Below are 13,783 nucleotides of genomic sequence, written 5' to 3'. Positions count from 1 at the left end.
ATGGCTGAATTAGATAATGAACAAGGTCTCAAAAGGGTAATGAAAAGTCGCCATTTATTTATGATTGCTTTAGGTGGTGTAATCGGTGCAGGGTTTTTCAACGCTTCAGGTTTTACGATTAGTCAGGCAGGCCCTATAGGCGCAGTTTTAGCCTATATGATGGGCGGACTTATTATGTATTTAGTTATGCTGTGCTTAGGGGAATTGACAGTGGAAATGCCAGTATCCGGATCTTTCCAAGCTTATGCGACTAAATACATTCATCCATCGACAGGCTTTACAGTTGGGTGGATTTATTGGATTGGGTGGTCTTCTACCGTAGCCTATGAAATTATCATTATAGGTTCGCTGATGCAAAGATGGTTCCCTGATATTTCTCCATGGATCTGGTCGTTAATTGCAGGAATTGTACTATTTTCTGTAAATGCCCTTTCTGCACGCAGTTTTGCTGAAACGGAATTCTGGTTTGCGAGTATCAAGGTAATCGCTATAATCTCTTTTATCTTTATTGGGTTAGCCGTCATTTTTGGTATTGTACCAATTGAGGGTGAACCAGCGGCTCCTTATTTTACACACTTAACAGAATTTGGCTTCTTTCCTAATGGAATGTTTGCAGTAGTTATTGCTATGATGGCTGTTAATTATTCATTAGGCGGTACGGAACTTATAGGAATTGCTTCTGGTGAAAGTGAAAATCCCGAGAAGACGATCCCTAAGGCCATAAACCAAACTGCTTACCGAATAATATTATTCTTTGTTTTGTCAATAATCATCGTTGTTTCTATAGTTCCTTGGCAACAAATCCAGCCAGCTGCCAGCCCGTTTGTTACAGCACTAGATAACATCGGTATACCATATGCAGCCGATATTATGAATTTTGTCATTATTACCTCATTACTATCTGTTGCTAACTCTGGTCTTTATACTACAACTAGGATGTTATACTCTCTTTCTAGTTCTAAGATGGCACCAAGATCCTTTCAAAAGTTAACCAAACAAGGTGTGCCTTTACTTGCTTTAACGGCTAGTATGGGAATCTCCTGTGTGTCCATTCTTGTTTCAAAAGTAGCGGCTGAAACTATTTATACCTGGATCCTTTCTGTAGCAGGAATGGCATCCATGTTGGCTTGGATGAGTATTGCGGCATCTCAGTATTTTTTCCGCAGACGATATGTAGCTGAAGGAGGAAAAGTTAGTGATCTAAAATTTCGGACCCCACTTTTCCCTTTAGTTCCTATCTTGGCATTTGTCTTTAATCTAGTTGTATTAATAAGTTTAGTATTTGACGAAGGAACTAAGTTGACTATTTATATTGGTGTTCCAGTAGCCATTGCTTTTCATTTGATATATATTTTATTTTTGCAAAAACGCGTAAAGAAAGATGTTGGGTCATCAGTTCAAGAGGAGTATGAAAAGGTGCGTTTAATTAATAAAAGTTAAAAGTGAACGATAAATAACAGATAATATGGCTCAAGTGCAAACAAGTTTCTTCATATATAAACGTCAAAATTGAAGATCATTGAACCGTACTGCTCAAGAACTGTTGGGTTTGTTTGGCATAAAAGCTGATCATGAAATGATATTGTAAAGAGCTATATTCAATATACGGTGGAATTTTTGGAACATAAAAAAAGTGACAGTTAATTCTCTATGCCCCTTAAAAAGGTTAAATTGTTCATTTTTCCTGGTGTATAATAGAATATTGAGAATGCCATTTAGGGGGATTACATAGTGAGTAGTGGTTTTAATATTGCGGATATGATATACCAATTGTTTTGCCTTGTATTTCTAATCCTGATCATCGTTGGGACCGTATCTCTTTTCCGTTCCATGAAGCAACGTAAAACCAGACTGGATATCATGGAAAAGAAAATGGATGATTTACAGGAACTGATTAAAAGGGGTAAAAATTGACGGCGGCATCGTTCATACTGCAGGAAAACTCGAAGAAAAGCGAGTTTGCCTGCAGTTTTTTTATTCGAAAAAGTTCCAGTTGATTGGAACGGAAGGTACGAGACTCCTGCGGGAAAAGCGTGTCCAAGGGAGACCCCGCAGGCGAGCCTGGAGTGGAAATCAACGATCAGATACAAACCCCCAAAAAAGTTCCAGTAGATTTCAGAAAGCCGCTCCTTTCCGCCGACTGCCTGCCAAGCCTCATCAAAGCAAGCATCTAGCAGGTCTCGGCTAGCCAGTTATTCGGCAGGAGTGTCACAAATTTCTTCAATTCAGTAAGGGGTTAACAAACTGGACAGCTGCATGTGCAGCTGTTTTTTCTATGCAGTGGAGGCATTCCGGTTCAAACTCCGGCAATTATAAAAAAATCTATATTGAAATAACTTAGTGAAAAGCACTGTCTCCGAATTTGAAAAAGAGGATTGGATTTTGAGCATCAATGGAGAGACATAAAAAAATAGAAAAAGAAAGTGAATTGTAAAAAATAAGCAGTTTTACATAGGGGTGTTGGGATCGTGGTGCAAATTTCATGTACGGCTGCTGGTATGGAAGATGCATGGTTTGTTGCGGTGTTTTACCCTATAATGGAATAGATGTGTATTTAAGGATTCGGTGAAAAAGTCCACCAGGAATGCTCGACCCTATAACAAATCGGCTGAGATGGAGAAAGCTGAACATCCGATCCTTTTGTTAGGTAACTTTTGAGAAGTGGGAGGAGTCGGTATCATGAAAGAAGTTATTGCAGTAAAAGAAATTACTAGGTTTAAAACACGGACGGAGGAATTTAGTCCGTACGCTTGGTGTAAACAGATGCTAGAAAATGACCCCGTAAGTTATCACGAAGGAACGGATACGTGGAATGTTTTTAAATATGAAGATGTGAAGCGGGTTCTCAGTGATTATAAACATTTTTCAAGTGTTCGGAAACGGACCACCATTTCGGTTGGAACGGATAGTGATGAAGGTTCCATTCCTGAAAAGATCCAAATCACTGAAGCTGATCCACCTGAGCATAGAAAACGCCGTTCACTGCTTGCCGCGGCATTCACACCTAGAAGTCTTCAAAACTGGGAACCTCGCATTCAGGAGATTGCTGATGAATTGATCGGAGAAATGGATGAGGAAACGGAGATTGATATTGTGCAATCATTGGCGAGTCCGCTTCCAATCATTGTCATGTCGGATTTGATGGGCGTTCCTTCGAAAGATCGTTTATTGTTTAAGAAATGGGTGGATATCTTATTCCTTCCGTTTGATAAAGAAAAACAAGAAGAAGTAAATGAATTGAAGCAAGTGGCAGCAAAAGAATACTATCAGTATTTGTATCCGATTGTTGTGCAAAAGCGATTGAACCCGGCGGATGATATCATTTCAGATCTATTGAAGTCTGAAGTGGATGGGGAAATGTTTACGGATGATGAGGTTGTCCGGACGACCATGCTGATTTTAGGAGCGGGGGTCGAGACAACCAGTCATTTACTGGCCAATAGCTTTTATTCGCTGCTATACGATGACAAAGAGGTTTATCGAGAGTTACATGAAAACCTGGATCTGGTTCCGCAGGCGGTCGAAGAAATGCTCCGTTTCCGGTTCAATCTTATTAAATTGGATCGCACCGTAAAGGAAGATAACGATCTATTGGGAGTGGAATTGAAAGAAGGGGATAACGTTGTTGTTTGGATGAGTGCAGCCAATTTGGACGAAGAGATGTTTGAAGATCCTTTCACCCTTAATATCCACCGCCCTAATAATAAGAAACATCTTACCTTCGGAAATGGCCCTCATTTCTGCCTGGGAGCGCCGTTGGCCAGACTCGAAGCAAAGATTGCGCTTACTGCATTCCTGAAGAAATTCAAGCATATTGAAGCAATGCCATCATTCCAGCTGGAAGAGAAACTTACCGATTCAGCAACCGGGCAAACTTTGACATCACTGCCGCTCAGGGCGTTCCCTACAGTTTGAAAAACGAAAAAACCTTGTGCACTAACCTGCATAAGGTTTTTTTCTTTGCCTCTTTTCGTAAAGATTGTTGTTTTTAAAAAACTAAACGATTTAAGGATGATTGGAGCGCAAGTGCGAGACTCCTGCGAGAGCAGCGGGACAGGTGAGATCCCACAGGCGTTTAAGCCGAGGAGGCTCACCGCCCGCCCCGCGGAAAGCGAGCATCTGGTGGGGAAGTCAACCAACCGCTTTACTTGGTAAATAGCAACAAAGTATGCGAAAACAGCCTTTTCTTTTTTTAGTAGGGACGCATGGCATACATGTTCCTGTCACTTCCTGAAACGTTCGGCAGGAAATGTTATAGTAACCTGAAGTTGAGGTGACAATGACGAATAGAGTAGTATGATAAAGTAACGAATTTTGTGCCCAGGCATGTTCCGCGAATTAGGTTGACTGGCGATCAAGCATTTACGTTAAACCATGCAATGAAGAAGGTATGGTAAAATGGAAATTTCCAAATGAAACGGTTTTAAAAAGTGAAAGGATGTTATTATGAAATTAAAGCAGCAATTAACCATTGCCTTTATAATAAGTGTACTCTCTTTGATCGGGTTCAGTTTCATGGCATTTACCATACGTGCAAATGATTACCTGAAATTTGATCAAGATGTGATTTCCTTGGTGCAAGGAATGGAATCTCCCCTTCTGACGGACATCATGAAGTTCTTTACCTACATAGGTTCAACCGATTCCATAATCATCCTTTCCTTGGTCATTTTGTTTTTCTTATATAGGGTTTTGAAGCATCGTTTGGAACTAGTCCTATTCACTGCAGTCATGATTGGTTCACCTCTTCTCAATTTGGTGGTTAAGCTATTCTTTCGACGCGCCCGGCCCGATTTACATCGGCTCATCGAAATAGGGGGGTACAGTTTCCCCAGTGGACATGCCATGAATGCATTCTCTTTATACGGTATTCTCACGTTTCTGCTATGGCGTCACATTACGGCTAGGTGGGCGAGGATTCTATTGATTCTGTTCAGCATGATGATGATCCTCTCGATCGGTATAAGCCGAATATATTTAGGGGTCCATTATCCTAGTGATATCATTGCCGGATATTTGGCAGGTGGTTGTTGGCTTGCGATTTCCATTTGGTTTTTCCAAAGGTATCAAGACCGGCGGAAGAACAAGGATCGTTAATAAAGGGAGCAAGGTTATCAAGATAAGCAGCCGGCAGGTAAGTCAGCTGTTGATTAAAGAAAGTTAGGAGCGTATTAATTGGAAAACTGGATTACGGAATTCATGAATGATTTTGGATATATGGGAATCTTTCTATTGATAGCATTGGAAAATATTTTTCCGCCGATCCCGTCTGAGGTCATTCTTACTTTTGGCGGTTTCATGACGACTACAGCGAACATGACGATCATGGGTGTCGTGATTGCATCGACTATAGGGTCAGTGGCAGGGGCAGTCGTCCTTTATGGAATTGGTTTACTTCTAGATGTGAAGGTCATTGAAAAGTTCGTGGAAAGATGGGGCCATATTCTTAGATTAACGGTATCGGACGTCCATAAGGCGAATTCATGGTTTGACAAGTACGGGTCATGGACCGTGTTTTTCTGCAGATTGGTTCCGCTGATCAGAAGCCTGATTTCGATTCCGGCTGGCATGTCCCATATGAGTTTTTGGCTCTTTCTGCTTTACACAACAGCCGGAACACTGATTTGGAACATCATTTTAGTGAATATCGGGGCAGCTGTTGGATCTTCGTGGGAAGATATTGTGGGGTATATGGACATTTATTCAAATATCGTTTATGCGATATTGGCCTTGCTATTCATTATTTTCGTTGTTTTGATTTTAAGAAGGAATAAAGGCAAAGTATAATTTCAGTTTAGTTGATTGGGCCGTTAGAGTCGGCACCTTCATTACATAACCGAAAATGAACACCAAAGGCTGTCATTGCGACAGCCTTTTTCTTATGGAGAAGGCGGCTGAACTCAGAATAAAGGGGAAGTGCTTTGGACAAAATGAGTGAAACGAAAAAGGAATGAGGTTCGGTGCTATGGCTTCTTTTTTCAAACAAAAGAGACAAGTGAAGCAACGTGAAAAGAAAAAGGAAGATGACAATCAATCCAAAAGCAAAACGCCTGATTATATTGAAAGTTCCATTTCTGCCAATCTGGAAATTGTGAAGAAAAGGACGGGAAACAGTCCGGACATCATCATCCGTACGTTGAAAATCGGTCAAAATCCGGAGATGAAAACAACGATCTTGTATGTGCAAGGCCTGGTTGATAATCCAAGCGTTACGGACTTTTTAATTGAGTCAATCATGAAAAATCCTCATCTATCAGAAAAAATGCTTCCACAAGAAGCATTGGATATAATCTCTGAAGACGTGGTTTCACTCGGTGGTGTAGAAACCGTCAAGGACTGGGAAAAATTGTTTTTGTCCTTATTATCAGGGGACAGCATCATTCTGGTTGATGGAATAAACATCGCCCTGGTTGCCAGTACGAGAGGAGGAGAACAGCGCTCGATTCAGGAGCCAAGCACGCATTTGACTGTCCGGGGATCAAGAGAAGGGTTTACGGAATCGAATGGAACGAACATCGCCATGTTACGCCGGATCATCAATACCCCGGATTTATGGATAGAGTCGATGAAAATTGGCACGGTGACAAAAACGGACGTTTCCATCATGTATATAAATGGAATTGTCAAAGAAGGGATTGTCGAGGAGGTCAAGAAGCGCTTAAATCGAATTAACATCGATAGCATTCTTGAATCAGGATATATTGAACAATTGATAGAAGACCAGGTCATGACCCCATTCCCAACCCTTAACCATACAGAAAGACCGGATATGGTCGCAGGAAATCTTCTGGAAGGAAGAGTGGCGATATTCGTTAATGGAACACCTTTCGTCTTGATAGCCCCGGCATTATTCGTACAGTTTTTCCAATCTGTCGAAGACTACTATAATCGCTTCGACATTGCTTCAGCCACACGTTTTTTACGGATCATCGTTTTCATTATTTCCATAGTCGGACCGGCTGTCTATGTTGCAGCCACGACTTTTCATCAGGAAATGATCCCAACGAAGTTGCTGATCATTGTAGCGGCCCAAAGGGAAACGGTTCCTTTGCCGGCCGTCATTGAAGCGCTTCTCATGGAAATGACCTTTGAAATATTACGGGAAGCAAGTCTTCGGATGCCAAAGGCTGTTGGTTCGACTATGTCCATTGTCGGAGCATTGGTCATCGGGCAGGCTGCTGTCCAAGCTGGTATCGTATCGCCGGCAATGGTCATCATCGTCTCGATCACGGCGATTGCCAGTTTTGCAACCCCTTCTTATTCCATAGCGATTTCTGCCCGCATTGTACGGTTCGGATTCATCATTTGTGCCGGCACTTTAGGCTTTTATGGGATGATTTTAGCCTTTTTCGTCCTTATTGTCCATTTATGCAGCCTGCGTTCACTTGGAGTTCCTTATATGACACCGCTCGCCCCTCTGAATCCGGAAGGGTTAGGCGACACATTCTTCAGAAGACCGATGTGGGCTTTCAAGGAAAGGCCAAAATTATTATCCAACGAAAATAACCTGATAAGGGAAGGCGATAATCAAAGACCCCTGCCTCCTGAATCGCGTGGAATGAAAACGTCTGACGGGAAAAAAGGTGAAGGCAATGAATCGTAAAAAGCTAATTCTGTCCTTGCTGGTGATCTGTACTACATTCATCTCAGGATGTTGGGATAAAAAAGAGTTAAACGAAATTGCCATCGTCTCGGCGGTTGGACTCGACAGAAATAAAGAAGGAAAGTTAGTGGGAACGTTCCAAACCATTAATCCAAGCAACGTTGCGGGAGCTCTTCAGGGCGGCGGCGGATCAAATCCACCGATATCCATTTATAGGGCCACCGGAGATAATGTGCTTGCACTGGATAGTACCGCTTCAACTAAAATCTCGCGGGATATGTATTTTGCCCATGCCAACTTGATTGTCATTGGTGAGGAACTAGCAAAAGAAGAGGGCCTCAACGATATTTTCGACGCATTTGAGCGCTCGCCGGAATTCCGGGCAACTACGAGGATCGTGATTGCCCGGGGTGTGAAAGCAAGGGATATTGTCGAAACGTTAACCGCAATCGATAAGGTATCTGCTGAGAAAGTCATTAGGACGATTGAAATCACTGAAAAAACCCAGGGGAAAAATATTAGCATCAATCTCCAAGAAGTGATCAAGAATCTGCTTAGTACCGGGAAAGAACCGATAATAAGTGGTTTTACCGTGAGAGGAAACACAGGTAAAGAGGATAAAATGGAGAATACCATGTCTTCGGATATTGAGGCAAACCCTAATGCATCAGGAATTGGTGTTTTTAAAGATGGGAAATTGATTGACTGGCTGGATGGTGATATGGCAATAGGAGCTATGTGGGTATTGGATAGGATCAAACATACCAATTCAAACATTGATTGGGAAGGAAAAAAAGACGCAGTCACCTATCAGGTGATTCGTCAAAAAACCAGCGTTTCGGTAAAAATGGAAAATGGAAAACCTAAGGTATTTATAAAGGTCCGTGCAGAAGGAGATATCCGGGAGGTGAATGTTCCTTTGAATCTAACTGATACGCATGTTCTGATAGATCTTGAAAAGAAGCTAGAGAAAGACTTGAAGAAGAAGATGGAAGATGCGATCGTTCGGGCACAGAAAAATAAAGCGGATATTTTTGGCTTTGGTGAAATCATGCACGAATCCCACCCTAAAGAATGGAAAAAAATTGAAAAAAACTGGGACGATGTTTCATTTCCTGAACTGGAAGTAGATGTGCAGGCAGAAACTTTCATTCGCCGTACAGGACTACGTAATAAGCCATATCTTTCAAATTTAAAAAAGAGTGATCAATGATGGAAAGGAAGTGGCATCCTCATGGAAAAGGCAAAAATCAGCGCTTACCAGCTGTTCGTCCTTATTTTTCTGTTTGAAATGGGCAGTGCACTTTTGATTCCGCTTGCAGGTGAAGCCAAGCAGGCTGCTTGGCTAGTCATCCTTATTGCAATGATAGGCGGGTTTTTATTATTTTTCATTTATTATGGCCTTTTTCAATATTACCCTGATCAGCTGTTAACAGAGTTTGTAAAACAGATATTGGGGAATTTTCTAGGCAGGATCGTAGCTTTTCTATACATTCTTTATTTTATCTATCTTTCTGCGAGGGTGCTGAGGGATTTCGGAGATACACTGCTTACTTTTGCCTATCCTCATATTCCGTTATTTTTTGCGAACGCTGTTTTCATTTCAGTCGTGGTATATACGGTCCGTAAAGGGGTAGAAGTATTGGTAAGGACAGGGGAACTATTCTTTGTCTTGGAGAATTTACTTTTAATGACCTTCATGCTTCTGATTATTGCTTCAGGCATGGTCCATTTAAACAACTTAAAACCCGTTTTTGAAATCAGCGGGACAGAGATGTTGAAAATGGGTTTGACTAAAACCGTATTCTTTCCATTTGGCGAGGTCATAGTGTTTCTAATGATCTTTCCTTATATGAAAGAACCTCAGCGACTGAAAAAAATTGGAATAGGGAGCTTGGCGACAAGCGGCATATTTCTCTCGATAATAATGGCAGTGAATGTTGCTGTACTTGGCGTGGACCTTACAACACGTTCACAATACCCTATTCTTACCCTCATCCAGTCCATAGAAGTCGCTGGCTTTCTTGAACGTCTCGATGTGTACTTCTTGTTTTTGTTGATGATTGGCGGGTTCATCAAGCTAAGTGTATTTACTTATGTAGCGGTAACGGGTACGGCGAATGTTTTCAATGTTAAACAGCCCTCCAAACTTGCTTACCCTGTTGGCATGATCATTTTATTGATCTCGATCATTATCGCAAGCAGTTATACGGAACATATCAATGAAGGGTTAGGTGCCGTACCACATTACATCCATCTGCCATTTCAGGTGATCATCCCATTGCTTCTCTTGATCATTGCCTTTTTTAAGAATCGAAAAAAAGGAAGACAAGCACCAAAATAAATTGCTAAAAGGTGGAATTGATGAGAAATGAAAATCTTTGGCATTACAGTTTTGATCCTAGCCCCTTTAGTGGTCATAACTTTAGGTATGGATATATTATTGGGATTTGATTTGGATAATTCAATCAAGCATGCCTTTAACCCATTTTTGGTGAAGGACCCCGCTGAATTTATCCTTTTTCTCATTCTTCTTGTATTCCTTTTGTTCAGTTTCTTTTATCGAAAAAAAAAGAAAGGCAACACGAAAGGACAACAATGATGCTGCAAATTCCCGGTGCTGAAATAGAGATGAACTCCGAATGTGGGAGTTTGTCTTTTTGCTTTTTTACAACCTAATAAACCCATTTATAGTATGATGATAAAATGAGCTTATTTTTCAGCGGAATGTAAAATCACTAAAACAAAAAACCTCGGAAGGAGTGCGGCAATTTGGATATCAAATTGAATCAAAAAATCATAAAAGACATGTGCGGGGCCGTCTCCTTCAAAAGAGGGGAAGCTTTTCATCGTGCCAATAAAGTGACATTTGAAAGTTATCTGCCTGATGGCTGTGAAGCAACGGTTAAAGGAAAGGAAGACTTCCATGTCACGATTGAAGTGGATGCTGTCGGGGGCTTCCGGACGAAATGCAGCTGTCCTACGCTAGCTTCCTTCCAAAGGGATTGCCAGCATATTGCAGCCGTCCTGCTGTCGGTTTACGACCATCAGCGAGATGGGACGATTCCTGAGGGCCTAAATGCAGACAGCTCTGATGCTTCGGCCAATAAGAAGTTGTCAGAAGGCTTGCTGACCCTTTTCAATAATCAGCCTGTACGCAAAAGCGGTCATCAGCGCCACTTTGAAAAAAGAAAGATGCTTGAAGCGGAATTTACATGTAAACCGGTATGGATGGGAACGGATCAATATATGTTAGGACTGGAAATGAAAATTGGTTCTTTCAATGTGGCGAATGTCCGGGATTTCCTGAAGCGAGTTAAAGAAGGAAAGCCTGCCCAAGTGTCCCTTTCATTTATATATGACCCGGTGCTGCATTGTTTTCAGAATGAAAATGATTCCGTGCTTCAGGAGCTTATTACAGTGATATCGGATGAAAAAGTCTATGTTGACGCCCTGACGGATAAATCTGAATACACATTGGACAATCACTTATTACTTTTGCCTCCATCTTCTTTTCGAAGGCTTGTCCCCATCCTTGAAGTGGCGCCAGCGGTGAAGCTTGCCTATGGCGGCCTTACATTCAATGGCTTTCGTGTATCAAACGGACCGCTTCCTTTACAGTTTGACTTTACTGAAAGCGAGGTCAAAGGTTATCAACTGAATATTAAAAGGCTGCACGAGATGATCGTCATGAATGCATACACATTGGTTCTATTTGAAGGGAAATTGGTTCAGCTCGAAAATGAGGATTTCCAACGCCTTTCAGAGTTAAAGCAAATGATGGAGGATTCGGGGATGAATCAAATTCCAATCCATCATGACCAGCTGGAATTATTCATGGACAAAGTGGTACCAGGTTTGAAAAGACTCGGTAAAGTCCATATAGCAAGATCCATCACTGAATTGTTCTTAAAGATACCGCTGGTTGCAAAGCTATACTTGGATCGTGTGAAAAACAGGCTGCTTGCGGGACTGGAATTCCAATATGGGAATATCGTGATCAACCCTTTGGAAAAACAAGAATCCAAGGTGATAAGGGATGTAGAGAAGGAGGCGGAGATACTAAAGCTGATGGAAGATAGCCAGTTTGCCAAGACGGACGGCGGCTATTTCTTGCATAACGAAGAGTTGGAGTATGAGTTTTTGTACCACATCGTTCCGAAACTCCAGAAGCTGGTGCAAATCTATGCCACGACCGCTGTAAGAAACCGAATTTCCCGAGGGAATGCTGCACCGCGCATTAGGGTGAAAATTAAAAAGGAACGTACTAATTGGCTCGAATTCAAATTTGAAATGGATGATATCCCAGATAAACAAATACGTGAGGTCTTAGCAGCGCTTGAAGAAAAAAGGAAATACTATCGTTTAAGGAATGGATCGCTGCTTTCCCTAGAAACAAGAGAATACGAGGAAATCAATCGGTTTCTTCATGCACTCCCCGTACAGGATGAAGACTGGGAAAGCAGGCTGAACATGCCAATCGTAAAAGGGCTGCAGCTCCTTGATTCCGTTAATGACAGCCAGACATTCACAATGGAAGAATCCTTCCGGCAGTTTTTGGATAACATCAGGTATCCGGGCGCTTTGGAGTTCGAGGTGCCAAATAGTCTGGACCCGATTTTGCGCGAGTATCAAAAAAACGGCTACAAATGGATGAAAATACTTGCCCAATACGGTTTTGGCGGGATTCTTGCTGATGATATGGGTTTGGGAAAAACATTGCAAAGCATCGCGTTCATTTTATCCGAGCTTCCTGACATCCGTAAGAAAAGGGTTCCGGCGCTTATTGTCTGCCCATCATCATTGACCTACAATTGGCTGAGTGAATTCACAAAATTCGCTCCTGATATCCAAGCCGTCATCGTGGATGGCGACAAGACGGAAAGGACGAAGCTGCTTAAGGAAGTAGGTGACGTGGATGTTGTGATCACCTCTTATCCATTGCTCCGGAAAGATATCGGGTCGTTTGAAAAAGAGGACTTCCATACGGTGTTCTTTGATGAAGCACAGGCCTTTAAGAACCCAGTGACACAAACGGCACGAGCGGCCAAGAAGATAAAAGCGGCACATCGCTTCGCATTGACTGGTACGCCCATCGAGAATTCACTAGAAGAGCTCTGGTCCCTTTTCCACGTCGTATTCCCTGAACTATTTATGGGGTTAAAGGAGTACAGCAACCTCTCAAGGAAGCAGATTTCCCGCAGGATCCGCCCATTTTTGCTGCGGAGAATGAAAGAGGACGTACTGGCGGAACTACCGGAAAAAATCGAGTCCCTGGAATCGATGGAACTGCTCCCTGATCAGAAGAAACTGTACGGCGCCTATCTGGCGAAGCTGCGGCATGATACGCTGAAACACCTGGACAAGGACACCCTCCGGAAAAATCGGATCAGGATCCTCGCAGGCTTGACACGGCTTCGGCAAATATGCTGTCACCCCGCCTTGTTTGTGGACGGATATAAAGGCAGTTCAGCAAAATATGAGCAACTGATGCAAATTGTCGAAGAATCGAAGCTTTCTGGAAGACGGGTGCTGATTTTCTCGCAATTTACAAAAATGCTTCAAATGATCGGCAGGGATCTGGCCATGAAAGGACAACCCTTTTTCTACCTGGATGGGCAAACTCCATCAAAGGAACGTGTGGAAATCTGCAATCGGTTTAATGCGGGAGAACGGGATATATTCCTCATTTCATTGAAAGCGGGCGGTACGGGTCTCAATCTGACGGGTGCCGATACAGTCATTCTATATGACCTTTGGTGGAATCCGGCAGTTGAAGAACAAGCTGCGGACCGTGCCCATCGAATGGGGCAGAAGAATGAGGTTCAAGTCATCAAACTTATTGCCCGCGGCACTATTGAAGAAAAAATGAATGAACTTCAAGAGAAAAAGAGACACCTTATTGAAGAAATCATCGACCCTGGGGACAAGTCGCCGTCTGCCCTTACAGAAGAGGATATCAGGGAAATCCTGATGATATAAGGAGGGAAATGCGGTTACACAGCTTATTAACAGACAGGAACAATTTATGAATTGAATAGTCTAGTCATGAGCATTTCTTTATAATGAGGAATGCTTTTTTTCTTTTTTTAAAAGAAAAGGATACTTAGGTAACAATAATAATATAATATAAAACAACAATGTTTTATTGTAAAACGATAAATCGTATGATAAATTAAA

10 protein-coding genes are annotated in these 13,783 nt (G+C 42.1%); all 10 read left to right on the top strand.

Going from position 1 to position 13,783, the window contains the following annotated elements:
• The 10 genes from N0M92_RS09990 (at nucleotide 1) to N0M92_RS09945 (ending at nucleotide 13,585) form a co-directional block, all read left to right on the top strand.
• Nucleotides 1-1,440, top strand: a complete 1,440-nt coding sequence (locus tag N0M92_RS09990) for an amino acid permease (protein WP_260285564.1) — start codon at nucleotides 1-3, stop codon at nucleotides 1,438-1,440.
• Between the two features lie 291 nt (nucleotides 1,441-1,731).
• Nucleotides 1,732-1,914, top strand: a complete 183-nt coding sequence (locus tag N0M92_RS09985) for a DUF4083 domain-containing protein (RefSeq protein ID WP_228467493.1) — start codon at nucleotides 1,732-1,734, stop codon at nucleotides 1,912-1,914.
• 762 nt (nucleotides 1,915-2,676) lie between these two features.
• A complete protein-coding gene (locus N0M92_RS09980; RefSeq protein ID WP_260285598.1) occupies nucleotides 2,677-3,915 on the top strand; it encodes a cytochrome P450 in 1,239 nt (412 codons plus the stop codon).
• 531 nt (nucleotides 3,916-4,446) lie between these two features.
• Entirely contained in the window at nucleotides 4,447-5,097 is a 651-nt protein-coding gene (locus N0M92_RS09975; protein ID WP_260285563.1) for a phosphatase PAP2 family protein, read from the top strand.
• 78 nt (nucleotides 5,098-5,175) lie between these two features.
• Nucleotides 5,176-5,787, top strand: coding sequence for a DedA family protein (locus N0M92_RS09970; RefSeq protein WP_260285562.1), 612 nt, complete (start codon nucleotides 5,176-5,178; stop codon nucleotides 5,785-5,787).
• 178 nt (nucleotides 5,788-5,965) lie between these two features.
• A complete protein-coding gene (locus tag N0M92_RS09965; protein WP_260285561.1) occupies nucleotides 5,966-7,603 on the top strand; it encodes a spore germination protein in 1,638 nt (545 codons plus the stop codon).
• Nucleotides 7,593-8,816, top strand: coding sequence for a Ger(x)C family spore germination protein (locus N0M92_RS09960; RefSeq protein WP_260285560.1), 1,224 nt, complete (start codon nucleotides 7,593-7,595; stop codon nucleotides 8,814-8,816). The genes N0M92_RS09965 and N0M92_RS09960 overlap by 11 nt, the downstream gene beginning before the upstream one ends.
• Before the next feature lie 21 nt (nucleotides 8,817-8,837).
• The gene (locus N0M92_RS09955; protein ID WP_260285559.1) at nucleotides 8,838-9,947 is read left to right on the top strand and encodes a GerAB/ArcD/ProY family transporter; all 1,110 of its coding nucleotides are present in this window, start codon (nucleotides 8,838-8,840) and stop codon (nucleotides 9,945-9,947) included.
• 27 nt (nucleotides 9,948-9,974) lie between these two features.
• Nucleotides 9,975-10,205 (top strand): hypothetical protein, encoded by a 231-nt coding sequence (locus N0M92_RS09950; protein WP_260285558.1) that lies wholly within the window; start codon nucleotides 9,975-9,977, stop codon nucleotides 10,203-10,205.
• Between the two features lie 170 nt (nucleotides 10,206-10,375).
• The gene (locus tag N0M92_RS09945) at nucleotides 10,376-13,585 is read left to right on the top strand and encodes a DEAD/DEAH box helicase (RefSeq protein WP_260285557.1); all 3,210 of its coding nucleotides are present in this window, start codon (nucleotides 10,376-10,378) and stop codon (nucleotides 13,583-13,585) included.
• Nucleotides 13,586-13,783 lie beyond the last annotated feature (198 nt).

Origin of the sequence: Peribacillus aracenensis (assembly GCF_025175645.1) — a bacterium.
Classification (GTDB): Bacteria; Bacillota; Bacilli; order Bacillales; family DSM-1321; genus Peribacillus; species Peribacillus aracenensis.
The sequence above is the reverse complement of the archived record's forward strand: the minus strand, read 5'-3'. Positions and strand labels throughout refer to the sequence as shown.